The 25379-nt window shown below is 70.8% G+C and carries 19 protein-coding genes; 9 read left to right on the plus strand and 10 right to left on the minus strand.

The genetic code is table 11. The annotated features are described in order from the left end of the window. The first annotated feature begins 261 nt into the window (after positions 1–261). Entirely contained in the window at positions 262–2283 is a 2022-nt protein-coding gene (locus MMSR116_RS26570; RefSeq protein ID WP_158169172.1) for a M23 family metallopeptidase, read from the plus strand. A gap of 15 nt (positions 2284–2298) precedes the next feature. Here MMSR116_RS26570 and gluQRS read toward each other — a convergent pair whose 3' ends face one another. The 3 genes from gluQRS to MMSR116_RS26585 are packed head-to-tail and all read right to left on the minus strand — an operon-like array spanning position 2299 to position 5544. Next, on the minus strand, positions 2299–3162 hold the full coding sequence (gluQRS, locus tag MMSR116_RS26575; RefSeq protein ID WP_244625539.1) for a tRNA glutamyl-Q(34) synthetase GluQRS: 864 nt from the start codon (positions 3160–3162) through the stop codon (positions 2299–2301). 11 nt (positions 3163–3173) lie between these two features. Further along, positions 3174–3455, minus strand: coding sequence for a hypothetical protein (locus MMSR116_RS26580; RefSeq protein WP_158169176.1), 282 nt, complete (start codon positions 3453–3455; stop codon positions 3174–3176). 58 nt (positions 3456–3513) lie between these two features. Further along, positions 3514–5544: an ATP-binding protein gene (locus MMSR116_RS26585; protein ID WP_158169178.1), complete on the minus strand. Its 2031-nt coding sequence runs from the start codon at positions 5542–5544 to the stop codon at positions 3514–3516. 204 nt (positions 5545–5748) lie between these two features. Here MMSR116_RS26585 and MMSR116_RS26590 point away from each other — a divergent pair, with 204 nt between their 5' ends. Together MMSR116_RS26590 and MMSR116_RS26595 are read left to right on the plus strand one after the other, a co-directional pair. Next, a complete protein-coding gene (locus MMSR116_RS26590; RefSeq protein WP_158169180.1) occupies positions 5749–7392 on the plus strand; it encodes a GMC oxidoreductase in 1644 nt (547 codons plus the stop codon). A 1235-nt stretch (positions 7393–8627) separates the two neighbouring features. Beyond that, positions 8628–9566, plus strand: coding sequence for a LysR family transcriptional regulator (locus MMSR116_RS26595; protein WP_158169182.1), 939 nt, complete (start codon positions 8628–8630; stop codon positions 9564–9566). A gap of 9 nt (positions 9567–9575) precedes the next feature. Here MMSR116_RS26595 and MMSR116_RS26600 read toward each other — a convergent pair whose 3' ends face one another. Beyond that, a complete protein-coding gene (locus tag MMSR116_RS26600; RefSeq protein WP_158169184.1) occupies positions 9576–11060 on the minus strand; it encodes a DUF2252 domain-containing protein in 1485 nt (494 codons plus the stop codon). Between the two features lie 267 nt (positions 11061–11327). Here MMSR116_RS26600 and MMSR116_RS26605 point away from each other — a divergent pair, with 267 nt between their 5' ends. The 6 genes from MMSR116_RS26605 to MMSR116_RS26630 all read left to right on the plus strand — a co-directional run bounded on the left by MMSR116_RS26605 (position 11328) and on the right by MMSR116_RS26630 (position 20053). Then, the gene (locus MMSR116_RS26605) at positions 11328–12980 is read left to right on the plus strand and encodes an acetolactate synthase large subunit (protein WP_010683909.1); all 1653 of its coding nucleotides are present in this window, start codon (positions 11328–11330) and stop codon (positions 12978–12980) included. A gap of 43 nt (positions 12981–13023) precedes the next feature. Then, complete coding sequence (locus MMSR116_RS26610; RefSeq protein ID WP_010683910.1) at positions 13024–14199, plus strand: iron-containing alcohol dehydrogenase; 1176 nt, start codon at positions 13024–13026, stop codon at positions 14197–14199. A 153-nt stretch (positions 14200–14352) separates the two neighbouring features. After that, positions 14353–15177, plus strand: coding sequence for a poly(R)-hydroxyalkanoic acid synthase subunit PhaE (locus MMSR116_RS26615; protein ID WP_010683911.1), 825 nt, complete (start codon positions 14353–14355; stop codon positions 15175–15177). After that, positions 15170–16300 carry a class III poly(R)-hydroxyalkanoic acid synthase subunit PhaC gene (gene phaC / locus MMSR116_RS26620; protein WP_010683912.1) on the plus strand — a complete coding sequence of 377 codons (1131 nt, stop codon included), beginning with the start codon at positions 15170–15172 and terminating at the stop codon, positions 16298–16300. The genes MMSR116_RS26615 and phaC overlap by 8 nt, the downstream gene beginning before the upstream one ends. A 275-nt stretch (positions 16301–16575) precedes the next feature. After that, on the plus strand, positions 16576–18588 hold the full coding sequence (locus MMSR116_RS26625; protein ID WP_010683913.1) for an acyl CoA:acetate/3-ketoacid CoA transferase: 2013 nt from the start codon (positions 16576–16578) through the stop codon (positions 18586–18588). Then, on the plus strand, positions 18581–20053 hold the full coding sequence (locus tag MMSR116_RS26630) for an NAD-dependent succinate-semialdehyde dehydrogenase (protein ID WP_010683914.1): 1473 nt from the start codon (positions 18581–18583) through the stop codon (positions 20051–20053). The genes MMSR116_RS26625 and MMSR116_RS26630 overlap by 8 nt, the downstream gene beginning before the upstream one ends. Before the next feature lie 233 nt (positions 20054–20286). Here MMSR116_RS26630 and MMSR116_RS26635 read toward each other — a convergent pair whose 3' ends face one another. From MMSR116_RS26635 to MMSR116_RS26660, 6 genes are all read right to left on the minus strand, one after another. Beyond that, positions 20287–20577: a hypothetical protein gene (locus tag MMSR116_RS26635; RefSeq protein ID WP_010683915.1), complete on the minus strand. Its 291-nt coding sequence runs from the start codon at positions 20575–20577 to the stop codon at positions 20287–20289. Between the two features lie 68 nt (positions 20578–20645). After that, positions 20646–21572, minus strand: coding sequence for an efflux RND transporter periplasmic adaptor subunit (locus tag MMSR116_RS26640; RefSeq protein ID WP_010683916.1), 927 nt, complete (start codon positions 21570–21572; stop codon positions 20646–20648). Continuing rightward, positions 21569–21778, minus strand: coding sequence for a DUF1656 domain-containing protein (locus tag MMSR116_RS26645; RefSeq protein ID WP_010683917.1), 210 nt, complete (start codon positions 21776–21778; stop codon positions 21569–21571). Before MMSR116_RS26645 ends, MMSR116_RS26640 begins: the two co-directional genes overlap by 4 nt. Then, positions 21775–23814, minus strand: a complete 2040-nt coding sequence (locus MMSR116_RS26650) for an FUSC family protein (protein ID WP_010683918.1) — start codon at positions 23812–23814, stop codon at positions 21775–21777. Before MMSR116_RS26650 ends, MMSR116_RS26645 begins: the two co-directional genes overlap by 4 nt. Further along, the gene (locus MMSR116_RS26655; RefSeq protein ID WP_010683919.1) at positions 23811–24299 is read right to left on the minus strand and encodes a MarR family winged helix-turn-helix transcriptional regulator; all 489 of its coding nucleotides are present in this window, start codon (positions 24297–24299) and stop codon (positions 23811–23813) included. Before MMSR116_RS26655 ends, MMSR116_RS26650 begins: the two co-directional genes overlap by 4 nt. A 397-nt stretch (positions 24300–24696) precedes the next feature. Then, entirely contained in the window at positions 24697–25356 is a 660-nt protein-coding gene (locus tag MMSR116_RS26660; protein ID WP_010683921.1) for a response regulator, read from the minus strand. Positions 25357–25379 lie beyond the last annotated feature (23 nt).

Below are 25379 nucleotides of genomic sequence, written 5' to 3' on the forward strand. Positions count from 1 at the left end.
CCGCGGCCGGCGCCGATGAGCCGGGGTATACGGACACTCAGATGGCCCGTCAACAGGGTTGTTCGAAAAAGTTCCCCGTACCGTCCGCGGTCCTCCGCGACCGATGTGTTCCTTCATCCGCATCGATGCGGGCACACGGGTATGACGCCTCAATCTCGACACGCTGCCTCGTGAGATGGACCAAGCGGGCGCGCTATCGAGCGCGGCATGGTACAAGCCGGGTCGCGGACCCGTTTGCCATCGTCTTCTCAGGGCCTTCGAGTGAAGCGCGAGCGACTCAAGATCGGTGACGTGGCTGCCGTCTCCACCGTCCATGGGGTGCAGGCGCCGCTCGACCATCTTGGCGCTGGCACAGCGCAAATCGACAGGCGCGCGGTCAACCTGCGCTGGCTCTGCGCCAGCACGCTGACGGGCTTGACCGGCGCGGGCCTGATTGCGGCCGCGCTTCACGTGTCCCTCCAAGGTGATGTCTCCTTCGCGGCGATGCCCGAGAAAGCGACCGTCGTGGCCCGGCCGCAGCCGAGTGAGAGCGGCGCCAACCTCGCCCGCAAGGGTGACCGGCTAGTGCGGAACCTGATGATTGCCTCTGCCAAGCAGAGCTTTCGTGCGCCCGTGACCGTGCGGCTCGGCGATCGCGAGATCATCAAGGCCAAGGCTTTCGTTCGGCTCAGCACGCCACTGTCCATGACCACCGGCGTCTACGCGGCTGAGCCGCCGCGCTTCGATCCCATGAAGTTCATCTCCGACGAGCCTCTGGAGCGCGCGCTCGAAGCCAACGACACGCCGAGCGCAGAAGTCACCGTGGTCAAGCGCGACCTGGCCGACACCACCGTCGATGCCAGCGCGCCGGCGCTCAGCGATGACGATGTCACCGCTCAGGTCGAGGAGGAGCGCCGCATCGCCGCCGAGGCCGGGCGCCGCGCCGCCATACCGATCGCGCCACAAATCCTGCTGTCGCGGACCCTGCAGCAGGGCGGCGCAGGTGACGGCGACGGATCGGTCGCCAAGGAGGCCAATCCGTTCAAATCGATCGAGGTGCTCGTCGTCCCCGAGAACGTCACCAAGGTTGCCAAGACCGAGCTGAAACCCAACGAAGCCCCGCTGGTCGAGGAGCGTGATCTCGCCCTCAAGCGCGGCGAGACCCTGGAGAGTACGCTCAAGGCTACGGGACTGGCGGGTGAGGACGCGATCCGCGGCATCGTCGCGGCGCTCGGCGGGAAGACTCGTACGACCGCCCTCAACGAGGGGCAGCCGATGCGCGTGCAGATCGCCCCGGGTCCCAAGCCGGGCGACCCGCGCCAAGTGACCCGGGTGGTCCTCTACGGCGAGGCCGGCATCGAGGGCATCGCCGCCCTCAACGACCGGGGCGCCTTCGTGTCGGTGGCGCCCCCTGCCGAGGAGACCCCCTCCCCCAAGCCGCAGCCGCAGGCTGAGGCAGGGGAAGATGAGGACGAGGATTCGGGCTCCGGTCCGCGCCTGTACCAGAGCCTCTACGAGACTGCCGCGCGGCACGACCTGCCGCGAGCCACCGTCGAGGACATCGTGCGGGTGTTCAGCTACGACCTCGACTTCCAGCGCCGCATTTCCAGCGGCGACGGCGTCGACGTGTTCTACACCTATGATGACGAAGCGAGCGCGGACCGGCCTGACCTGCTCTACGCGGCACTGACGCTCGGCGGGGAGACGCGTAAGGTCTACCGCTTCCAGTCGCCGGACGACGGCACCATCGACTACCTCGACGAGCAGGGTCGCTCCCTCAAGAAGTTCCTGCTGCGCAAGCCGATCGCTGACGGGATCATGCGCTCGGGTTTCGGTTACAGACGTCATCCGGTGCTGGGTTATGCCAAGCTGCACACAGGCGTCGACTGGTCCAACCCCATCGGCACGCCGATTATGGCGGCGGGCAACGGCGTGGTGATCCGGGCCGAGATGACGTCCGGCTACGGCAACCGGGTCGAACTGCAGCACGTCAACGGCTACGTGACGACCTACAACCACATGTCCCGGTTCGGTCGTGGCATCCGAGAAGGCGTGAAGGTCCGGCAGGGCCAGATCGTCGGGTATGTCGGCTCCACCGGCCTCTCGACGGGAGCACACCTCCACTACGAGGTGATCATCAACGGCCATTTCGTCGACCCGATGAAGATCCGAGTCCCTCGCGGTCGCGAGCTCGACGGGCGGTTGCTCGCCGAGTTCAAGCGTCAGCGGGAGCAGATCGACGCCACCATGCAGAAGTCGAAGAGCGCCACTGCGCTGGCCCAGCGCGACGCGGCCGTCCGCTGAGACTCAAGCCCGGCGTCAGCCGAAGCCGAGTCGGGCGCGGATGGCTTGAGGCGTCGATCCGGCCTGACGGAGATCGGCGAGGGTTGCCGAGCCGCGCGACTTGGCGAGCTTCGCGCCCGCGGCGTCGCGCAGCAGCGGATGGTGCCGGTAAAGCGGCACAGGCAGATCCAGCAGAGCTTGCAGGAGGACGTGCAGGTCCGTTGCCGCCTCCAAGTCGCTGCCCCGCACCACATGGGTGATTCCCTCTACGGCATCGTCGTGGACCACGGCGAGGTGATAGCTGGTCGGAACGTCGCGGCGGGCGATCACCGCGTCACCCCAGCGCGCTGGATCCGCCGCGACCCGGCGTTCGCCAGCCTCGTCGAAGGCGCTGTAGCCTAGTGGGGTGCAGATGCTGCGAAGGGCAGATCCCATATCGAGGCGCCACGTGTGCGGATCGCCCCGCGCAATGCGGCCTGCGACGGCCGCGGCGTCGAGGGCGCGGCAGATGCCGGGATAGAGCGGTATGCCGTCCGGATCGCAGCGTGTCGTGCCGGTCGAGTCGACCTGCGCGCGGATGTCTCCGCGTGAGCAGAAGCAGGGATAGGCGAGACCCCGGTCGATCAGACTGTCGAGAGCGATCCTGTAGGCCGCCATGTGGCAGGACTGATGCCGCACCGGCTCCGGGTAGGTCAGCCCGAGCCACGAGAGGTCGGCGATGATTCCATCCACGAACGCGGGCTTCGAGCGCTGTGGGTCGATATCCTCGATCCGCAGGCGGCAGACGCCGCCCATTCGGCGAGCGAGATCCGCGTTGAGCAGCGCCGAGTAGGCGTGGCCGAGATGGAGGCGCCCGTTCGGGCTCGGTGCGAAGCGCAGGACTGGCGGACCGGGATTCACGCGGATCCCGGTCACCCCTCGCGACGGCGCAGGCAGTGCGGCGCCTCGGGCTGGCAGGCGATGCCGGGCAGCGAGCAGGCAGGACCCTCTGCCAAGCGCTGGCAGACCTTGCAGCCGTCGGTCCATTCCAGACAGGCCGGATCCTCGGCCACCGAGCGGGCCGGCGCCGCGTGCTGGGACGGCGCCAGCGCGCCGATCAGTACCGTCGCGACCACCAGGGCCGCCGAGCCCCAGGCGGCGAGCGCGCCGTTCGACGAGCGCGGTTCGGGCGACGGGGAAGCGGAGGTCGACATGGGGCTCTGTTGGCGCGGGATGCGGCCCGCTGTCAACGCGGGCCGCGGCAGCCCCCGGTCACGCCGCCCGGGCGGATCGGCGCTCTAGCAGGGATGGCAGGAGCTTCAGGTTGAGCGGCTTGGCCAGGAAACCGTCGAAGCCGGCCTCCCGGGCGGCGATCTCGTCCTCACGGCCGGCATTGGCGGTGAGCGCGACGAGACGGAGCCGCCCGGTCCCCGCCGCTTCCGCCGCGCGGATACGCCGGGCGGTCTCGTGGCCGTCGAGGCGGGGCATGCGCACGTCGATCAGCGCGAGGTCGAACGGCCCGTCAGCCTCAAGCCGTTCCAGCGCCTCGACGCCGTCCACCGCATGGACGACCGTGGCGCCGAGCCGCTCCAGCGCACGGGTCGCCAGAAGCGCGTTGATCGGGTTGTCCTCGGCGAGCAGGACGCGCATCCCGGCGCCGGTCCGGGACGGGGTCTCGGGCGCCGCCGCCGCATTCTCCGGAGCGACGGCCGGCGCCAGAACGCGCTCGAACAGCGACCGGGGCCGGACCGGCTTGATGAGATAACCGTCGAATCCCGCCGCGCCCGGCGATCCGAAGCCGCGCCGGTCGAAGGGCGAGAGCAGAACGAGGCTGGTGCGCACCCCGCAGGCGCGCGCCGCGTCTGCGATCTGCCGCACCGCCGCGTCACCCAGCGCCCGGTCGGCCAGCACCACGTCGAAGCTCGCGCCCGACAGGGCGTCCAGCCCGGACTCCAGAGTGTCCACGATCACCGTCGCCGCGCCGGCACGGGAGAGGCTGCGGGCGAGAAAGGGGGCCTGGAACGGCGAATCGGCGACGATCAGACAGCGTTGCGCGGAGAGCGCCGGCAACGGCTGGCGGCTCTCGCGCCGGGCCTCCGGCGCCTCCGCCAGCGGCAACACGACCCGGAAGGTCGAGCCGCGTCCCACCCGCGACTCCGCCTCGATCCGCCCGCCCATCCGGGTGACGAGCCGCCGGGTGATGGCGAGACCGAGACCCGTGCCCTCGTGGCTTCGGCTCGCGCTGCCGTCGCCCTGCTCGAACTCCTCGAACAGGACCGGCAGCCGCTCCTCCGGAATGCCCGGGCCGGTATCGGCCACCGCGAGCGTGACCGTGCCGCCGGCCTCGGTGCGGGTGACGCTCAGGCTGACGCCCACGCCGCCGCGCTCGGTGAACTTGATGGCGTTGCCCGCCAGATTGATCAGAATCTGCCGCACCCGGTCGGCGTCGCCCACGAGCGCGGACGGGAAATCCTCGGCGACGTCCAGGGCGATCTCCGTGCCCTTGTCCTGCGCCCGCGGCGCCAGCAACTCCACCACGCCCTCGGCGAGCGCCGCCAGATCGAAGGGCTCGGTCGCCAGATCGAGCCGCCCGGCCTCGATCCGCGAGAAATCCAGGACGCCGTCGATCAGGCCGAGCAGCGCCTGACCGCTGGTGCGGACCGCCTCGACGTAGGTGCGCTGCTCCGGGTTGAGATCGGTGCCGAGGACGAGATCGGCCATCCCCAGGATGCCGTTGAGCGGCGTGCGCATCTCGTGGCTGACCGTGGCCAGGAAGCGGGATTTCGCCACGCTGGCCGACTCGGCCCGCTCCAGCGCCGCGTCGCGGCTGCGGATCGCCTCGACCCGGGCCGTCACGTTGCGGCCGGCCCGCAGCCAGTGCATCGCGTCGCCGTGCGCCACCGGCATCTCCACGAAGGCGAACCAGCGCACGCGGCCGTCCACCGAGCGGACCTGCGCCTCCATCCGGCGCACCCCATCCTCGCCCACCTCCACGGCGTTGCGGTCGAGGATCTCGAGATCGATCTGCGTGCCGAGCAGCTCGATCGGTTCGCGCCCGAGCAGGCGGGCGAATTCGTCGTTGGCGTAGGTGATGCGTCCGCGGGCGTCACGCTGGACGATGATCTCGGTGGTGGCGGCCACGAGGGCCCGGTAACGGTCCTCGCTCTCGCTGATCCGCCAGATGCGATCCTGCAGCCGCTCGGCCTCGGCCTCGTCGGAGGCCTGATCCTGCGCACGCCGTCGGCCGAGCGCCAGGATCGCCGCGACCAGGAGCGCCAGGACCAGCGCGATGTCCTCGATCATGCCTGCCTCCCCGGCGGGAGGCCGGTCCGGGGCAGGATCGCAGGCGAAGCTGAAGGCGGCGTTGGGAAAGGCGCTTAACCTTCGGTTGCGAAGCTCGCCGAGTCGCGACGGTTCGCGGGGACTGCACGAAACGGCGCCGCCGCATGATCCGAACGGCGGCTCACGAGTTGCCTGCCAGGACGAAGGTCCGGACGGAGATGGCCCATGCCCGGTGAGCACTATGACGTCATCATTGTCGGATCCGGCCCCGGCGGCGGCACGATGGCGTGGCGCCTCGCGCAGACCGGCAAGCGCATCCTGCTCATCGAGCGCGGCGACTACCTGCTGCGCGAGCCGCGGAACTGGGACAGCCAGGCGGTGATCGTCGACGGCTTCTACCAGGCCAAGGAGACTTGGTACTCCTCGGACGGCAAAAGCTTCCAACCGGGCCTCCACTATTTCGTTGGCGGGAATTCCAAGTTCTACGGCTCGATCCTCTTCCGCCTCCGCGAGAAGGATTTCTCCGAGATCCGCCATCAGGACGGCGTCGCGCCGGCCTGGCCCGTGGGCTACGACGAGTTCGAGCCGTACTATCAGGCCGCCGAGGAGCTGTTCCACGTCCACGGTCTGCGCGGCGAGGATCCGACCGAGCCCTGGTCGCGGAAGCCGTACGCCCATCCGCCGGTGACGCACGAACCGCGGATCCAGGAGCTGTTCGACAACCTGAAGCGGGCCGGCCATCACCCGTTCCACCTGCCGGTGGGCGTCCGGCTCGTGGAGAAGGACGGGCGCGCCGTCCCCACCTCGCCCTGCATCAAGTGCGAGTCCTTCGACGGCTTCCCCTGCCCCACCAACGGCAAGTCCGACGCCCAGACCATGGTCGTCGACCCCGCCCTGCGGGACTGTCCGAACCTGACGCTGCTGACGCGCACCTACATCGAGCGTCTGATGACGGATGCGTTGGGCCGCACCGTCACGGGCGTCGCGGGCAAGCGGGACGGGGCGCCGTTCGAGGCCTCGGCCGACCTCGTGGTGGTGGCCTGCGGGGCGCTCTCCTCGGCGCTGCTTCTGCTCCGCTCGGCAAACGCGCAGCACCCGAACGGCCTCGCCAACGGGTCGGATCAGGTCGGGCGCAACTACATGCGCCACAACAACTCCACGGTGCTGGCGATCTCGAAGGTGCCGAACCCGACCCGGTTCCAGAAGACCCTCGGGCTCAACGACTTCTACTTCGGCGATCCCGACCGGAAGGACGACTGGGACTTCCCGCTCGGACACATCCAGATGGTCGGTAAATCGGACGGGGTACAGATCCACGGCGAGGGCCTGCCGGGCTTCCTGCAATGGTTTCCCGACAAGCCGTTCGACTGGATCGCCAAGCACTCGGTCGATTTCTGGCTGACCTCCGAGGACGTGCCGCTGGCGCAGAACCGGATCTTCTACAAGGGCGGGAAGGTCCATCTCGATCTCACCGAGACGAACGTCGAGGCGCACAAGCGGCTGCGGCACAAGCTGCGCGACATCTGCAGCTTCACCGACATCCACCCGCACCTGTTCGACCGCTCGCTCTATCTCGGCAAGAACGTCCCCATCGGCGGGACGGCCCATCAGGCGGGAACACTCCGGTTCGGCGACGATCCGGCCAACTCGGTCCTCGACCGGGACTGCAAGACCCACCAACTCGACAACCTCTACGTGACCGACGCCAGCTTCTTCCCGTCGATCGGCGCGGTGAACCCGACGCTTACGATCATCGCCAACGCGCTGCGGGTCGCCGATCATCTCGTGAAGCGGATGGGAGCCCGAGACGAGATCCCGCCGCCGCGGCTGTTCGACCACACCGAGCCCCACGAGCCTCTGCCGGCTTGAGGCCTGTCGCGCCTGGCGTGCGAGAACGATGGTTTCGGACCCTCCGGCAGTCCCATCCATCCCCTCATCCTGAGGTGCGGCGAAGCCGCCTCGAAGGCGTACTCCAGACGTCGCGGATTCCTGGAGGGCTCCTTCGAGGCCTCAGCTGCGCCCCGGCGCCTCAGGATGAGGGCAACGGGCGGGATGATCACGCTCTCCGCCCGCACGCGCCATCGTCCCCACCCGCCTTTCGGCGCCGGGGGCATGGCCCAAGAAGCAACACGCGGGACGCGGGACGCCGCGGGAACCCAGGTGTCGGCCGTGTACGCGCGGGATCCGATCCCCGCGGCGCCCGCGGCAGCGGCCGGGCATCGCCCCCGATCGCGGCCGTCTTTCTCGTCGCGGTGTCTTGCCGACGTCCCGGTCCTGCGCCTCGCTGCCGGCGGTCTCGGTCGAGGTGCACGCACCTCCGGAACCCGCCCTTCAGCGCCGTGGCCTTCCAGCCGTCCCCCGCCTCGTAGTGGGCGGGTCCGCAGGGAGCTTCGGGCAGGCCCAGAGGCGGGTCGGCGCGGGGGCATTTCCTCACCCCGCCGGGCCAAGGGCCGCCCGGTCTCACGCCCGCCTCCGAGACACGCCCCGTGCCGGTCCGCCGCCCGGGGCGATGGCGGCTGAGAGCCACCGACGCGGGCACCGCCCCGCCCGCGGACCCGCCCGGTCAGCCACCGGACAAGCCCCAGAACGGACGCCACAGGATCGCTCCCGAAGCGCCGCGGGCAGGTGCGGTCAGGAAGCACAAAATAGGAACATTGTCAAGGTTCGTGCCGTCGGGAGCCCCGGTCGACGCGTGCTCAACCGTCATCGCGCGCGCAGCGAAGCGACCCAGCGCAGCGCGACGTCGGCCGGCGTGGCGCCGCTGGCTTGCTCCGCTGCGCCCGCAAGGACGACGGTGCCGAGCATATCAGCCGTAGCCCTTGGCACATCGGCCGAGCCTGCCGTCGTTCCGGGGCGCCGCAGGCGAGCCCGGACCGGAAGGGGCACGCCGGAGGCGGGCAACCCAGAGCCGCGACGGTGCACGCTCTGCGGCTCCGGTGGTTCTGGATCCCGGGCTCCGCTGCGCGGCCCCGGGATGACGGGTTGAAGCGGTCACGGCGCTGCACCGCAGGCGGAAAAAATCTCATCCGATCGTGTAGGTCGAGGGAGGAGGACGGCCGGGTCTGCTATGCCGGCCGTCCGAGCCCTCGCCGATCGCGCTGCCCGTGGCCATTGACCATATCGATCTCAGCCGGATCGACCTGAACCTGCTGGTCGCCCTCGACGCCCTGCTCGACGAGCGCAGCGTCACCCGCGCGGCCGCCCGGATCGGGATCGGCCAGTCGGCGATGAGTTCGAGCCTCGCCCGCCTGCGACGCCTGTTCGACGACGAGCTTCTCACCCGGGCGCCGGACGGGATGCGGCCGACGCCCCGGGCCCTCGCCATCGCCGAGCCCCTGCGCGCCACCCTGCGGCAGGTCCAGGCGCTGGTGCACCGGGAGGAGAGCTTCGATCCGGCCACTGTGGAGCGCTCCTTCACGGTGAGCCTGCCCGACAGCGTCGAGGTTCTGCTCGGTCCGCGGCTGATCGCGCAGCTCCGGCGGGAGGCGCCGGGGATCCGGCTGCTGCTGCGCTCCGTCGACCGGTCGCGGATCCTGGACGAGCTCGATGCCGACCGGGTCGACCTCGCCATCGGCCTGTTTTCCGAGGGACAGCTCCATCACAAGCAGCGGCTCCTCTACCGGGACAGCTATGTGGTGCTCTTCAACGCCGCCCTGATCGGCGTCGAGCCGCCGATCGGCCTGGAGGATTATCTGCGGTTCCCCCACGTTTTGACATCCCTGCGCGAGACCGCCCACGGGGTGGTCGACGACGCGCTGGCCCTCATCGGGCGGGCGCGTACCCTGGCGGTGACGACGCCGCGCTTCCTCGTCGTCCCGTTCCTCGTCCGGGCCGCGCCGGTGATTGCCACCATGCATGCCCGTCTGGCCACGTCCTTCGCGAGCGCCCTGGCCCTGAGCGTCAGTCCGGTGCCGGTGAAGCTCGACGACGTGGCGGTCTCGATGCTGTGGCACGCCTCCTACGACCGCGACCCGGCGCACCGCTGGCTGCGGGACCTTCTCGTCCGGCTGGCCCACGAGCCGCCGCCCCCCGGCATCATCTGAGGCCGAGACTCACAGGCAAGGATCCTCCGCGGCCTCCAGGCGGCCGCTCGCGATGGCGGCGCGAAACAGGGCGAAATCCGCCGCGTTCCGCTCGGCATAGGCGGCCGCCCAGTCGGCGATGGCGGCCGAGAGGTCGTGGTGCTTGCCGCTGCCGCAATAGCCGGCGATCGCCGCCGCATCGCCCGTTCGTGCATGGGCGCGGGCGAGCAGGGCCCCGTAGGCGTACGCGAAGGTCAGGAGCGAGGCGCCCGCCATCCGGGCCAGGGGGATCGCGCCCTTCAGGTTCTTCATCTGCCGCACGTAGTACGGCCGGCCCGCGATGCTGGTCCAGCCGAGCAGCGGATCGCCCACCGCCTGGAGCAGCCGCTGGCCGTAGATCACGCGCTCGCCCTCATGGCCGGCGAAGGGGGCGGGCACGCCCGGCAGGTAGGGCGCGTGTGCCGGGCGGACCGCCTCCTTGACCTGGAGGAAGAGCGCGTCCGCGTCGGAGTTGCCGAACAGCAGGGCGAGATAGGCCCGGGTCCCGACGCTGCCGATCCCGACGACCCGGTGGGCCACGTCGACCACGTGGTAGCGGTCGAGCATGAAGCGCCGCTCCCGCGGCAGGGTCTCGGCGTAGCGCTCCAGGCCGGTGACGACGCCCTCGCGGGTGGCGTCGTCCACCGGGGTCAGGATCGGCGGATCGGCCTGCAGGCGCCAGCTGCCGTCGGTGCGCCGCTCGGCCACCTGCCCGAGCAGGCTGCGGTTGTTGCGCCGCCGGGCCTTGTCCACGGCCCGCCGCACCACGGCCCGGGCCTCCGTATCCATCCGAAGGCCGGCGATGTGCGGCGCGTCGGCCCGGGTGGTCTGGTACCAGACGTCGAGGGAGCCCTGCGGCGCGAGCCGCCGCATCGTGTGCTGGTAGCCGGCGACCGTCTCCATGACGGCATCGCGGCGCGCCCGCACCGGCGCGCCCGCATCCGCGGTGGCGACCGCGAGGCCGGCGGCGAGGCGCTTCAGGTCCCATTCCCAAGGGCCGATCGTCACCTCGTCGAAATCGTTGAGGTCGAGGACGATGTCGCGCTGGGGCGTGCCGAACAGGCCGAAATTGTCGATGTGGGCGTCGCCGTTCATCACCACGTCGATGCCGCTGCGCGGCCCGCGCGACAGGTCCCAGGCCATGACGTGCGCGGCCCCGCGCAGGAACGCGAAGGGCGAACTCGCCATCCGGGCGACCCGGAGCGGGATCAGGCGCGCCTGCCGGCCCTCATGCGCCGCCTTGATCAGGGCGACCGGGTCGGGGCGGTCCGGGTCGTCCGCGAGGCCGGCCTGGGCCGCGTGGGGTACGGCGGCGCGCAGCCGCTTGCCGGCCTGCCGGCGCTTGTCCCAGGCCTCGACGCCGACGCGCAGGTCGATGCGCGGGAATTCGGCGATCGGTGCGAGCACCGAGTCGGCCGCGGCCGCGCGCGCATCCCCGTCGTCCGCAGCCGTCGTGTCGCTTCCGAGGCGGTCCATCGCTATCCAATCCGTGAACGCCGGACAGCCGCGACCGGGCGGGCCTCGTCCCGGAGCGGGGACGGACTTCGACACGGTAGCATCCGCCCGGCTCTGTGACTGCCCGGCCCGTCACGGCCCTTGACCCTTCTACGGGCGAGCCCTCTAACGAACCGAATATTCGGGGGGCGTTCCTTCGTCCGGGCCGTTCCGTTCAAGGTTCCGCGAGGTGCGGAGCATGGACAGGCCGGGCAGCGCGGGCGCGCCGCAGCATCAGCGAGACTTCGCATGCCCAAGGGTTCAGATCTCCTCGTCGCAGCTTTGGAAAACGAAGGCGTCGACCGCATCTTCGGCATCCCGGGCGAGGAGAACCTCGACGTCGTCGAATCGCTGCGCCATTCCAAGATCGAGCTGGTCCTCACCCGCCACGAGCAGGCGGCGAGCTTCATGGCCGCCACCCACGGCCGCCTCACCGGCCGGCCGGGCGTCTGCCTCTCGACGCTGGGGCCGGGCGCCCTGAACTTCTCCACCGGCGCCGCCTACGCGCATCTCGGCGCCATGCCGATGATCATCATCACCGGCCAGAAGGGCATCCTGTCCTCGCGCCAGGCCAAGTTCCAGATCGTCGATGTGATCAGCTCCATGAAGCCGATCACCAAGATGGCCCGGCAGATCGTCTCCGCCTCCTCAATCCCCACCATCGTGCGCGACGCCTTCCGGGTCGCCACCGAGGAGCGGCCGGGCCCGGTGTTGCTGGAGCTGCCCGAGGACATCGCCTCCGAGGAGGCCGAGGCCGACCTCGTGCCCTCGCACCCGATCGACATCCCGGTCGCCCACCCGACCGCCATCGCGCGCGCCGCCGACATGATCCTGAAGGCCAAGCGCCCGCTGATCATGCTGGGCGCCGCCGCGAGCCGCCCGCGCGCCACCGGCGAGCTCGGCGGTTTCGTCCAGCGGACCCAGATCCCGTTCTTCACCACCCAGATGGGCAAGGGCACCGTCGCGGGCGGCACCAACCTCTACATGGGCACGGCGGCGCTGTCCGAGCGCGACTACGTCCACGAGGCGATCGACAGGGCCGACCTGATCATCGCCATCGGCCACGACACCATCGAGAAGCCGCCCTTCTTCATGGGCCAGGCCGACCAGAAGGTCATCCACATCAGCTACATGCCGGCCAACGTCGAGCAGGTCTACTACCCCGATGCCGAGGTGGTGGGCGACCTCGGCCCGACGCTGAAGCTGCTCGCCGACAAGCTCGACGGCAAGCTGCCGAACGCGGGCGCGCTGATGCACCTGCGCGAGCACATCCTCAGCCACATCGCCGACCGGGCGGGCGAGGACCGCTTCCCGGTGACGCCGCAGCGGCTGGTGCGCGACGTGCGCCGGGTGATCCCCGAGGACGGCATCGTCTGCCTCGACAACGGCATGTACAAGATCTGGTTCGCCCGGAACTACCGGACCTACGTCGCCAACACGCTGCTCCTCGACAACGCGCTGGCCACGATGGGCGCGGGCCTGCCCTCGGCCATGATGGCCGCGATGCTCTACCCGAACCGGCGCGTCATGGCGGTCTGCGGCGACGGCGGCTTCATGATGAACAGCCAGGAGCTGGAGACCGCGGTGCGGCTCAAGCTCAACCTCGTCGTGCTGGTGCTGGACGACTCGGCCTACGGGATGATCCGCTGGAAGCAGGCGGTCGACAAGTTCGCCGACTACGGCATGACCTTCAACAACCCGGACTTCGTCCTCTACGCCAAGTCGTACGGGGCGACCGGCCACCGGGTCGAGTCGGTCAACGACCTCGTGCCGACCCTGGACCGGGCCTTCGCGGCGGGCGGCGTCCACCTCGTGGCGGTGCCGATCGACTACTCGGAGAACACCCGCGTGCTGGTCGATGAGCTGCGCGCCAAGGTGAAGGATTTTGAGCCGGCCGAGTGATCTCGGCCCCGCAGACGGATCGGCACGACAACAGGGCAGCGCGATGAACCCGTTCACCTTCCAGACCACGCCGAACGTGCTGTTCGAGGCCGGCGCCGCGAAGAAGCTGCCCGAGATCGTGGGCAGCTTCGGGGCCAAGCGCGTCCTGCTGGTCACCGACAAGGGCGTGCGCAGCGCCGGGCTGACCCAGGCCGCCGAGGCGGCATTGAAGGACGCCGGCGTCACCCTCGACGTCTACGAGGACGTGGTCGCCGACCCGCCCTCCACGGTGATCGAGGCGGCGGCCAAGCGCGCCCGGGAACTCGGGACCGACCTCGTCCTGTCGATCGGCGGCGGCTCGGCGCTCGATACCGCCAAGCTCGTGGCCTATCTCGCGAAGTCCGACGAGCCGCTGGACGCGATCTACGGCGTCGGCCTCGCCAAGGGCGACCGCCTGCCGCTGATCCTCGTGCCGACCACGGCCGGCACCGGCTCGGAGGTGACGCCGATCTCGATCGTCACGACGCCGACCACCGAGAAGAAGGGCGTCGTCGCGCCGAAGCTGCTGCCCGACTGGGCGGTGCTCGACCCGGAGCTGACGCTCGGCCTGCCGTCGCACGTCACGGCGGCGACCGGCATCGACGCCATGGTCCACGCCATCGAGGCCTTCACCAGCAAGAACAAGAAGAACCCGATCTCCGACCAGCTCGCCAAGCAGGCGCTGGCGCTGCTCTCGGCCAACATCCGCACCGCCTGCACGGACGGCACGGACCTCGAGGCGCGCTCCGGCATGCTTCTGGGCTCGATGCTGGCCGGCATGGCCTTCGCCAACGCCCCCGTGGCGGCGGTGCACGCCCTGGCTTACCCGGTGGGCGCGATCTTCCACGTGCCGCACGGGCTCTCGAACGCCCTGGTGCTGATGGGGGTGATGCGCTTCAACCTCTCACACGCGGAGGGGCTGTACGCGGAGCTCGCGCCGATCCTCGACCCCGCCGCCGCGGACCTGCCCCGGCCTGAGGCCGCCAAGCGCTTCGTGGAGAGCCTCGACGCGATCTGCCGCGACTGCAAGGTGCCGGCCTCGCTGGCCGAGGTCGGCGTCGCGCGGCAGGACCTGGAGCGCATGGCCTCCGATGCGATGAAGCAGACGCGGCTCCTCGTGAACAATCCGCGCGAGGTCACCTACGACGACGCCTTCGCGATCTACGCCGAGGCCTTGGGAGAGGCGCGGCCGGCGGCGTGAGGGCTCGATGAACCCATAACCTCCAACCCTCCACCTCGGGATGAGGTGGAGGGTTGGAGACATGCGGTTCGGAGGACCACGCCTCGGGTCGCGTGAAAGCAAAGCAGGCTCGGCAGGGTCGCGGACCGGAACCGGTCGGGAGGGGGCGCCAGCATGGACCAGTTCGACGCGTTCCGGGCGATGAGCGAGTTCTGGACCCGGGCCGGCGCGGGGTTCTTCACCCCGGGCGCCGGGCAGGCCACGCCCGGCTTCGCCTGGCCGACCTTCCCGGGGGGCGACCTCGCGGATCTCGCAACGGCGCAGGCCAAGCTGACCGAAGCCTGGACCGCCGCCACCGCCCTCTCGCAGACCCTGACGCGGTCCCTCCAGGGCGGTCCGGACGCGCCGGACCCGACCGCCGGGGCGGTGCTCGCGCGCATCTTCGATCCGCAGGCCTGGCTCGGCGGCTCGGCCGAGTTCGACGCCGCGCTGACCCGCATGGCCGAGGGCCCGCAGCTCGCCGACCTGTGGCAGACCGAGCGGCGCTACGCGGCCCTGTTCACCGCCTGGGCGAGCCTCCGGCGCGCCCAGAGCGAGCACCAGGCCGTGATGCTGGAGGCCTGGACCCGGGCGGCCGGGACCTTCGCCAAGGAGGCCAATGCCCGCGCGGAGCGCGGCGAGAGCTTCGCCTCGGCCCGGGACATGATGACCCGCTGGATCGAGACCGCCAACGCGGTCCTGCTGGAGGTGCAGCGCTCGGAGAAGTTCTTGGCCTCGCAGCGGGCGGTGCTGCGGGCCTCCGCCGATCTGCGCCTCGCCCAGCAGGATGTCGCGGCCTTCCTGTCCGAGTTCTACGGCCAGCCGACCCGGGCCGAGCTCGACGACGTGCACAAGAGCCTGACCGAGCTGCGCCGCGAGGTGCGGGCGCTCCGCCGCGAGCGCCGCGCGGTCCGGGCGAAGGCGGACGGCGCGCGCGCCGCGGAGGACGCCCATGGCTGACCAGCAGAATCCCAAGGCGCCGGCCGCCCCGCTCAGCCTGTCCCCGGCCGAGATGCTGGCCGAGGTCGGCACCCTCGGCCAGCGCATCAGCGCCGGCGCCAAGCTGTTCGCGGAGGTTCGCGACGCCGACGTCGAGATCGCCACGACGCCGAAGGACCTGGTCTGGAGCCAGGACAAGGTCCGGCTCTACCGCTACCGGCCGCTCGCCGAGAGCAAGGGGCTGCCGCCGGTCCTGATCGTCTACGGCCTGATCGGCCGCTACACGATGGCCGACCTGCAGGAGGACCGCTCGCTGGTCCGCAATCTCCTGAACCTCGGCCTCGACCTCTACGTGGTCGACTGGGGCAATCCCGGCCGGGCCGACCGCTACGTCACCATCGACGATTACGTGGACGGCTACCTCGCCGAGTGCGTCGCCTTCATCCAGGAGGCGGCCGGGCGGGAGACGATCAGCCTGCTCGGCATCTGCGAGGGCGGCGTCTTCACCACCTGCTACGCGGCGCTCTACCCCGAGACCGTCAACGCGATGGTGCTGACCATCACGCCGATCGACTTCCATGCCGACACCCGGGAGAACCGGGCCGGCCACGGCTTCATCAACGTCTGGACGCGCTCGCTCACGCCTGAGGATGTCGACCGGCTGATCGAGGCGCAGGGCACCTTGCCCGGCGCCTTCATGGGCTCGGTGTTCTCGATGATGACGCCGATGCGGACCATGACGAAGTACAATCTCGACCTCCTCGACGCCCTCGACGACAAGAAGAAGTTCCTGAACTTCCTCCGCATGGAGAAGTGGATCGCCGACCGTCCGGACCATCCCGGCGAGGCGGCCAAGCAGTGGCTCAAGGACCTCTACCAGGACAACAAGCTGGTCGAGAGCGCCTTCGAGCTGGGCGGCCGGAGGGTGGATCTGAAGAAGATCACCTGCCCGGTGCTGAACGTCTTCGCGCAGGACGACCACATCATCCCGCCCGCCACCTCGCAGGCGCTGAAGGACAGGATCGGCACCACCGACTACACCGAGCTGGGATTGCCCGGCGGCCATGTCGGCGTGTTCGTCGGCGGCAAGGCGCAGAAGCTGCTGGGCTCCGGCATCGCCGACTGGCTCGGCCAGCGGGGGTAGGATGGTGGCGCGACAGCTCATGCAGGGCGCGACGCATCCTGACCTTCCAAGGACAGGGCGCCTTTCCCCTCCCGCCTGCGGGGAGGGGTCAGGGGTGGGGTGGTGCAGAAGGCACCGCAGCGCTCGATCCTGCACCACCCCCACCTCCATCTTCTCCCCGCAAGGGGGAGGAGAGCGCCCCGCTGCCATCGATATTTGAATGTCATAGGTCGCAGAGCCAGGAGTGCGACGCGCGCAGCCGCTCCGGCCGCATCCCGGCCGCCGAGGACCACCCGATGGGCAGCCTGAAGAACAAGATCGTCAGCGCCGACGAGGCGGTCGCCATCCTTCAGGACGGCGACATGGTGGCGGTGTCGGGCTTCGTCGGGATCGGCACGCCCGACGAGCTGATCCTGGCACTCGCGCGCCGCTTCGAATCCGGCGCCGGCCCGCACGGGCTCGGCCTGATGTTCGCCGCCGCCCCCGGCGACGGCAAGGAGCGCGGACTCAACCGCCTCGCGATCCCCGGCCTCGTCAAGCGCGTCGTCGGCGGCCACTGGGCGCTCGTGCCGAAGCTCGGCGCGATGGCGGTGGAGGGCCGGATCGAGGCCTACAACCTGCCGCTCGGCGTGGTCTCGCACCTCTACCGCGAGATCGCCGCCCACACGCCAGGCCACATCACCAAGGTGGGCCTGCGCACCTTCGTCGACCCGCGGCTGGAGGGCGGCAAGCTCAACGCCGAGACGCGGGACGACTTGGTCAGCGTGGTCGAGATCGGCGGCGAGTCGTGGCTCCACTACAAGGCCTTCCCGGTCAACGTCGCGCTGATCCGCGGCACCACGGCCGACCCCGCCGGCAACATCACCATGGAGCGCGAGGCGCTGACGCTGGACAACCTCGCCGCCGCCATGGCGGCCAGAAATTCCGGCGGCTTCGTCATCGCGCAGGTTGAGCGGCTGGCCGAGGCCGGCTCCCTCAACCCGCGCGAGGTGCAGGTGCCCGGCGTGCTGGTGGATTGCGTGGTCCTGAGCCAGCCCGAGAACCACCGCCAGACCTACGGCACGCCCTACAATCACGCCTTCACGGGCCGCCAGCGGGTGCCGCTCGACCGGATCGCCCCGATGGCGCTCGACGCCCGCAAGGTCATCGCCCGGCGCTGCGCCTTCGAGTTGCCCCCCGGCGGCGTGGTCAATCTCGGCATCGGCATGCCCGAGGGCGTCGCGGCGGTGGCCGCCGAGGAGCGGGTGCTGAAGTATCTGACGCTCACCGCCGAGCCCGGCGTGATCGGCGGCCTGCCGCAGGGCGGGCTCGATTTCGGCGCCGCCCTGAACCCCGCCGCTGTGCTGCACCAGAACCAGCAGTTCGACTTCTACGACGGCGGAGGCCTGGACCTGGCCTGCCTGGGCCTCGCCCAGTGCGACGCGGAGGGCAACGTCAACGTCAGCCGCTTCGGCAAGCGGCTCGCGGGCGCGGGCGGCTTCATCAACATCTCGCAGAACGCGAAGAGCCTCGTCTTCGCCGGGACCTTCACGGCCGACGGGCTGAAGGTCGCCGTGGAGGACGGCGGCATGCGGATCCTCGCCGAGGGCCGCTCCCGGAAGTTCATCGCCGCGGTCGAGCAGGTGACCTTCTCGGGGGCCTACGCGGCCGAGCGTGGCCAACCGGTGCTCTACGTGACGGAGCGCTGCGTGTTCCGGCGGACGCGGGCCGGCATGGAGCTCACCGAGGTCGCTCCCGGCATCGACATCGAGCGCGACATCCTCGGCCACATGGGCTTCACCCCCATCGTGCAGGATCCGAAGCCGATGGATCCGCGCCTGTTCCGCGACGCCGTGATGGCCCTGGAGCCGTGGCTCCTCGGCCTCTCGCTGTCCGAGCGGATCAGCTACGACCCGGAGCGCAACATCCTGTTCTCGAACCTCGAGGGCTTCCAGGTGCGCACCATCGACGACGTCGAGCTGGTGCGCCGGGAATTCGAACGGAGCTGCCAGGAGATCGGCCGCAAGGTCCACCTGATCGCCAATTACGACGGGTTCGAGATCGACCCGACGGTGAGCGACGCGTACTTCTCGGCGATCGCCTACCTCGAAAACCGCTATTACGAGACCGCATCCCGGTATACCACGAGCGCGTTCTTGCGATTGAAACTCGGCGCCTCGTTGGCGAGCCGCGATCTGGCTCCCCATGTATTCGAGACAAAAGCCGAGGCACAGGCGAGGAATACGGCCCAGGGCGCTGCCCTCAAGCCGCGGACGGCCCTGTCGGTTTCCGACGCGCCGCAGCCGCCGAAGGAACCGTTGGATGCCTGAGACCGAAATTCCCGTCCTGAAGGACGCTGCCCTCCTGGTCGATTCCTGCCTGATCGGCGGCGCATGGTCGAAGGCCGGCTCCGGCAGCATCGACGTCACCAACCCGGCGACCGGCGCGCTGATCGCCAAGGTACCGAATGCCGGCGCTGAGGAGACCCGCCAGGCGATCAAGGCCGCCCACGCGGCCTACCCGGCCTGGCGCGCCAAGACCGCCAACGAGCGCGCCGTCCTGCTGCGCAAGCTCGCCGCGCTCGTCACCGAGCATCAGGAGGATCTCGCGCAGATCCTGACCGCCGAGCAGGGCAAGTCGCTGACGGAAGCCCGCGGCGAGGTCGGGATGTCGGCGGCCTACGTGCTGTGGTTCGCCGAGGAGGCGCGGCGGGTCTACGGCGACGTGGTCCCCTCCCCCTGGGGCGACCGCAAGATCCTCGTCACCAAGGAGCCGGTCGGCGTGGTGGCGGCGATCACGCCGTGGAACTTCCCGTCCTCGATGATTGCCCGCAAGATCGCCCCGGCTTTGGCCGCCGGCTGCCCGATCGTGATCAAGCCCGCCTCGCAGACGCCGCTCTCGGGCCTCGCCTGGGGCGTGCTGTGCGAGCGCGCTGGCTTCCCGGCGGGCACGGTCTCGATCCTCACCGGTTCGGCCCGGGCGATCGGCGGCGAGATGACGAGCAACCCGCTGGTCAAGAAGATCACCTTCACCGGCTCGACCGAGGTCGGCAAGGTGCTGCTGGAGCAGGCCTCCCACACGGTGAAGAAGGTCTCGATGGAGCTGGGCGGCAACGCGCCCTTCATCGTGTTCGACGACGCCGATCTCGAGAAGGCGGTGGCCGGCGCGATGCTCGCCAAGTACCGCAACTCCGGCCAGACCTGCATCTGCACCAACCGCTTCCTGGTGCAGGACGGGATCTACGACGCCTTCGCGGAGAAGATGGCGGAAGCCGCCAACCGCCTCAAGGTCGGCAACGGCACCGAGGACGGCGTCGCCCAGGGGCCGCTGATCGACATGGCGGCCGTCGAGAAGACCGAGGCCCATATCCGCGACGCCGTCGAGAAGGGCGGCCGGGTGGTCGCGGGCGGCCACCGGCACGCGCTGGGCGGCCAGTTCTTCGAGCCGACGGTGATCACCGGCGCCACCCCCGCCATGGCGGTGGCCCGGGAGGAGACGTTCGGGCCGCTGGCGCCGCTGTTCCGCTTCCGCGACGAGGCGGAGGCGATCCGCATGGCCAACGACACCGAGTACGGCCTCGCCTGCTACTTCTACACCCGCGACCTCGGCCGCACCTTCCGGGTGGCGGAGGCGCTGGAATACGGCATGGTCGGGATCAACGAGGGGATCATCACCACCGAGGTGGCGCCCTTCGGCGGCGTGAAGGAATCCGGCCTCGGCCGCGAGGGCTCGTACCAGGGCATCGAGGATTACCTGAACACGAAGTACCTGTGCGTGGGCGGGCTGGGGGCGTAGGGGCGGCGTTCACGATGACCCGCAGGGGATCTGACGGGTGCTTTCTCTGCAGGCAACCGGGTTCACACATCTCGGCCTGGCACTGATGCCTCGAGAGAAGGGCGCTTTTTCCCTCCCCCTAGTGGGGAGGGGTCAGGGGTGGGGGTGGTGCAGACGGCACCGCACCGCTCGATCCTGCCCCACCTCCAACTCCTCCCCACAAGGGGGAGGAGAGCGGCTGCGGTGCCTGCAGCCTACCGCCCGCTCGGCGCCGCGCCGCTGCCCGTCGCGCCATTACCCGAGCTGCTGCCGGCGGGCGCGCCCGGAATGCTGACGCGCGGGCCGCCGCTGGTGCCGGGCGCCATGCCGGCGCCGGTGGAGCCGGTGCTCTCCAGGGTGCCGGCCCCCGTCCCGGTGCCGCCGACCGCGCCCGACTTGTTCACGTTTCCTTGGTTGGCGCCGCCCGTATGCGGCGCCTGGGCCAGCGCCGCGCCGGACGTGGCGAGAACCATGGATGCGGCGAGAGCGAGGATCGTCTTCGACATGGGGCCTCCTGAAGCGTCGTGAAATCGTCAGGGGCCAACCCGATCCCGGCGGGATGGTTCGGCTGCCCTCAGCGGGCGAGCGCCTCGCGCCACGCCGTCCAGGGCCAGTGCGGCCCCGCTCCGCCCGCCGCCGGCGCGATCGAGACCGTCGCGGTCCGGCCGCTCACCAGCCGCGGATCCGCCGTGCCGCCGTCGAGGGTGATCCGCACCGGGATGCGCTGCGCGAGGCGCACCCACGAGAAGGTCGGGTTTACGTTGGCCAGCAGGTTGGTGGCGTCGCTGCGGCCGGTCTCGCCGATGCCGCCGGCGATGCTGGCGACGTGGCCGGCGAGCACGCCGTCCTCGCCCATGAGCTGGACGGTCACGGGCGCGCCGACGCGGATCCGCGGCAGCTTGGTTTCCTCGAAGTAGCCCTCGATCCGGACGGTGTCGCGGTCGATCAGCGCCATGACCCCGCGGCCGGTGGTGACGTAGGCGCCGGGCCGCAGCTCCATGTTGGTGATCCGGCCGTTGACCGAGGCCCGCACCGCCGAGCGCTCCAGGTTGAGCTTGGCGAGGTCGCGGTCGGCCACGGCCTGCTCGTAGGCCGCCTGCGCGGACAGGTCGGCGGCCTTGGCGGCCTCGACCTTCTGCTGCGACACCGCCGCGTCGGAGAGCTTGCTGTAGCGGGCGAAGTCGGCCGCGGTCTGCTCCGCGGTGGCCTTGCGACCCTCCACCATCGCCTCCGCCTGCCGCAGACCCAGGCGGAACCGGTCCGGATCGATCCGGAACAGGACGTCGCCCCTCCGGACCACCTGGTTGTCCTCCACCAGCACCTCGGTCACGAGGCCGGAGACGTCGGGGGCCACCGCCACCACGTCGGCGCGCACGCGCCCGTCCCGGGTCCAGGGGGCATCCATGTAGTAGTCCCACAGGCCGAGGCCGACGATCAGTCCCGCGGCGACCATGCCGAGGGTGACCAGGAGGCGGCCGAGGGTGGCGAACAGGGCGGTCATTGCAGGGTCCGATGGGCGAGGGTCACGACGCCGCCGAGCAGGACGACGTAGAGGGCGAGGTCGAAGAGCGGCCGGTGCCAGACGAGGCGGTAGAAGCCGGTCGCCGCGAGCAGACGGCGCAGCGGCAGGCTGAGGGCGAAGGCCAGGGCCATCCACAGGGCGAGGCCCGGCACGAACACGCCGTAGAGGTCGATCTCGCCCATCATGCCGCCATCTCCCGGCCGTCCGCTGCGGGCGCCGCCCGGTAGGCCGGCGCGTCGGGAAAGAGCCCGCGGCGCAGGCCGGTGAGGCCGATCAGGGCGGACCGCCGCTCCGGCGACGCCGCTGCGCCCGCCACGGCGTCGAGCCCGTCGTCCAGGGCCGCCAGGAGCGCGGAGTCCGGCCGGCCGCGCAGCTGGCGCGCCGCCAGCGCGAGGACCCGGTCGACGGCAATCCGGGGCGCCCCCGTCAGCCGCCGCCGCACCCGGCGCACCTCCACGAGGTTGATGCCCGCCCGGACGTCGGCCAGCAGGTCGCCCACGGTGGCCGACATGTCGGCGGGCAGCGTGGCCAGCCGCGGCGCGATCAGGCCGACGCGGTCGAGCATCAGGGCCGCGAGTTCGAGCCCGTGGCCGGCGCCGCGCCCGTCCGCGGCGGCCGCGAGGCTGCGGCGGTTGATCCGCACGAGCCGCCGGGTGCTCCATCCGGCGCCGACCGAGCGGATCAGCCGCGTCACCAAGGCGGCGACCCACATGCCCACCACCGAGGCGATCACCCCGTTGGCGAAGGGCGCGAACTCGCCGCTGTAGCCGTTCTGGAGGGCCAGCAGGGTCGCGCCGTTCAGCGCCGCGCCCATGCCCATCGGGGCGGTGCGCGGCTGCGTCATCATCAGGCCGCACAGGATCAGGGCCGGCGCGAGGGCGAGCGCCAGCATCTCGAAGGAGCTGGCGAGCGGCAGCACGGCGAACAGGTAGACGCCCGCGCCGAGGGCGCCGACGATCGCCGAGTTGGTGAAGCCCAGGATCTGCGGCGCGGGATCGTCCTGCGCGGCGAACAGGCAGCAGGCGACCGCGCCCATCATCGGCGCCGCGGAGCCGTCCGGCCAGCCGGTGGCGATCCAGATCGCGCAGCAGGCGAGCAGGCCCACGAACACCCCGAAGGCCGAGAACGCCGCCAGACCGTGGTCCCGGTGGCGGATCGACCGGACCCGGGCCGTGTAGGCGAAGGCGAGCGGCGCCCGGGGGGCGGTGCCGGCGGCGAGGTGGCCGCGGAGCGCCCGCAGGTCCTGCCGCAGGTCAATGACGTCGCGCAGGCGCGCCGCGAGGCTCGCGAGCAGGAGCGTGGTCCAGTCCGGAGCCCGGTCGAGGACGGGGTCGAACCCGTCGACCCGGCGGCGCAGCTCCGAGGCGCGATCCGGATCATCGCCCTCGTCGGCGAGCCAGACGGCGAGGTCGGACAGGACGGCGCGGACCCGTGCCGGCAGCGCGCCGGCCCGCTCCAGGGCGGCGACGCGGTCCGCCACGGCGGCGATGATCGGCAGGACCATCAGCATGTGCTGCCGGAGCGGCGCGAAGGCCTCGGCGGCGCGCTCGGCACCCGTCGCCTCGTTGCGCAGGGCGAGGCCGAGGGCGTCGAGGCCGAGCGCGTCCGAGGCGAGGCGCAGGCGCCGTCCCTGGCTCGGCCCGGCGACCTCCGGCGCGCGGGCGGCCGCGAGGGCGCTCTGCATCCAGGCTCGCGCTTCCGCCGACCAGTGATTCAGCCGCTCGACGATGAGCGGCGCCGCCGATTGCGGCAGGATCAGCGTGGCGGCGAGGCTGGCGCAGAGGATGCCCAGCGAGATCTCCTCGGCCCGCGCGACGGCGGTGTCGAAGATCGCCCCGGGGTCGTCCACGGCCGGGAAGCCGATCAGGGCCGCCGTGTACCCGGCGAGCATCGGCAGGTAGCTCGCGGGGGTGCGGTCGAGCAGCGAGACGTAGAGGCAGAGCGCGACCCAGAGCGCGACCGCGAGGCTCAGCAGGACCGGCGCGTTCACGAGGTTCGGCAGCAGCACGACGCTCATGGCGGCGCCCAGAACGGTGCCGCCCACCCGGTAGAGGGCCTTCGACCGGGTGGCGCCGGAGAGGACCTGGCTGGTGATGTAGACCGTGCCCAGCGCCCAGTAGGGTCGCGGCAGGTCGATCCAGAGCGCGAGGAACAGGGCGAGCATCGCCGCCGCGTAGGTCTTCAGCGCGAAGGCCCAATCGCGCCATCCGGGAAGAGTCACGACGCCGGCTCCAGCTCGGCCGTCTCGGCGGCCTCCCGCCCGTAGCGCTGGAGGGCCGCGAAGACCCGGAGGCTCGCTTCCAGATCGGCGCCGTCGATCTCGGCGAAGACGCGCGCGCGTAGCGTCGAGAGCTCGGCCTCGATCTGCTCGAACACCTGCCGGCCGCGCGGGGTCAGACCCAGCACCTTGGCGCGACGGTCGGACGGATCCTCGCGGCGGACCACGAGCCCGGCGGCGGCGAGCTGATCGAGGAGCCGGACCAGCGAAGGGCCCTCGATGCCGACGGCCTCGGCCAGGGCATTCTGGCGCGGCTCCTCGTCCATGCGGCCGATGATGATCAGCGGGTGCGCGGTGGCGTCGGACAGACCGTGCGCTTCCGCGACCGTGTTGGCCGCTCGGCGCCAGTGGCGGCCGGTGGTCAGCAGCGCGTGGGTGCAGGCCTGCTGCAGGCGCTCCCGCGTCTTCGGATCGTCGCTGTCGGGCATGGGCAAAGTCCACCGCCGCGAGGATCCGGCTGGATGATCGGATCAATCAGCTCGCATACTGATAGATAGCATCATATCGATTTGGCAAAGGAGGTCCTGCGAGGGGAGCAGGGTTGCGGGATACGAATGGGCGCACGCTTGTCCAGGGCGCATGCAGCGCCAGCGGAATGCGACCGGGGAATCAGCGCAAGGCACTGCGAAGCGTCCGTCTGATACCCCTTCCGGTGGAGCGCGCCGGTCGGAGCAGCCCGCCTCGTCATCGCGAGCGCAGCGTAGCGACCCAGGGCTGCGCAACGCTGAGCAATGTCGCGCTGTCCTGGGTCACTTCGCTGCACTCGTGATGACGGTGCAGCCTGAGCCGGCACGTTCGCAATGGAACCGCGCCTCTGCCCGCCCGTCAGGCCGGATGCGCGTTGTGGATCTGGTCGAAGTCGAGGGACGCCGTGTCGATCACGATCTGCGTCCGGCTGATGACCTCGAGCTTGCGCAGGATCTCGGAGACGTGCGCCTTCACGGTCGAGTCGCCGACCTGAAGCTCGTGGGCGATCTGCTTGTTGAGCTTCCCCTGCCGGATCATCATCAGCACCCGCAATTGCTGGGGCGTCAGCCGGGCGAGGCGCTCGGGCAGCGGCGCCTTCCTGCCCCGGGGCGCGGGCGCGCTGGCATCGGCCAGACCCGGCGGCAGGAACAGCGCGCCGCTCATCACCTCGGTGATCGCCCGGGTGAGCGTCGCCTTGTCCATGGCCTTCGGGACGAAACCCGCCGCCCCGTGCTGCAGGGCCTCGCGGACGATGCGCGGATCCTCGTGGCCGGAGACGATCAGGATCGGGATGCGCGGAAAGCTCGCCCGGATGGTGATCAGCCCGTCGAAGCCGGTCACGCCGCGCATGGAGAGGTCGAGGAGCGTCAGGTCGATGCCGCGGTTGCCCGCCAGCACCGCGCAGGCCGCCTCGATGCCGTCGGCCTCGTGCAGCACCGCCTCCGGATGCGCGAGGCGGATCGTGGCCGCCAGGGCGTCGCGGAACAGCGGGTGGTCGTCGACGATCAGGAGATGCACGGAGACCTCGGTCCTTCGCTCGA

Source organism: Methylobacterium mesophilicum SR1.6/6 (genome assembly GCF_000364445.2).
GTDB lineage: Bacteria > Pseudomonadota > Alphaproteobacteria > Rhizobiales > Beijerinckiaceae > Methylobacterium > Methylobacterium mesophilicum_A.

Excerpts from the sequence above, each read along its gene's own strand:
- MMSR116_RS26635 (WP_010683915.1), bottom strand. The coding sequence starts at position 20,577 with ATGTCGAAGACGATCCTCGCTCTCGCCGCATCCATGGTTCTCGCCACG.
- MMSR116_RS26640 (WP_010683916.1), bottom strand. The coding sequence starts at position 21,572 with ATGACCGCCCTGTTCGCCACCCTCGGCCGCCTCCTGGTCACCCTCGGC.
- phaC (WP_010683912.1), top strand. The coding sequence starts at position 15,170 with ATGGCTGACCAGCAGAATCCCAAGGCGCCGGCCGCCCCGCTCAGCCTG.
- MMSR116_RS26625 (WP_010683913.1), top strand. The coding sequence starts at position 16,576 with ATGGGCAGCCTGAAGAACAAGATCGTCAGCGCCGACGAGGCGGTCGCC.
- MMSR116_RS26630 (WP_010683914.1), top strand. The coding sequence starts at position 18,581 with ATGCCTGAGACCGAAATTCCCGTCCTGAAGGACGCTGCCCTCCTGGTC.
- MMSR116_RS26645 (WP_010683917.1), bottom strand. The coding sequence starts at position 21,778 with ATGATGGGCGAGATCGACCTCTACGGCGTGTTCGTGCCGGGCCTCGCC.
- MMSR116_RS26610 (WP_010683910.1), top strand. The coding sequence starts at position 13,024 with ATGAACCCGTTCACCTTCCAGACCACGCCGAACGTGCTGTTCGAGGCC.
- MMSR116_RS26590 (WP_158169180.1), top strand. The coding sequence starts at position 5,749 with ATGCCCGGTGAGCACTATGACGTCATCATTGTCGGATCCGGCCCCGGC.
- MMSR116_RS26655 (WP_010683919.1), bottom strand. The coding sequence starts at position 24,299 with ATGCCCGACAGCGACGATCCGAAGACGCGGGAGCGCCTGCAGCAGGCC.
- MMSR116_RS26585 (WP_158169178.1), bottom strand. The coding sequence starts at position 5,544 with ATGATCGAGGACATCGCGCTGGTCCTGGCGCTCCTGGTCGCGGCGATC.
- MMSR116_RS26580 (WP_158169176.1), bottom strand. The coding sequence starts at position 3,455 with ATGTCGACCTCCGCTTCCCCGTCGCCCGAACCGCGCTCGTCGAACGGC.
- MMSR116_RS26605 (WP_010683909.1), top strand. The coding sequence starts at position 11,328 with ATGCCCAAGGGTTCAGATCTCCTCGTCGCAGCTTTGGAAAACGAAGGC.
- MMSR116_RS26600 (WP_158169184.1), bottom strand. The coding sequence starts at position 11,060 with ATGGACCGCCTCGGAAGCGACACGACGGCTGCGGACGACGGGGATGCG.
- MMSR116_RS26615 (WP_010683911.1), top strand. The coding sequence starts at position 14,353 with ATGGACCAGTTCGACGCGTTCCGGGCGATGAGCGAGTTCTGGACCCGG.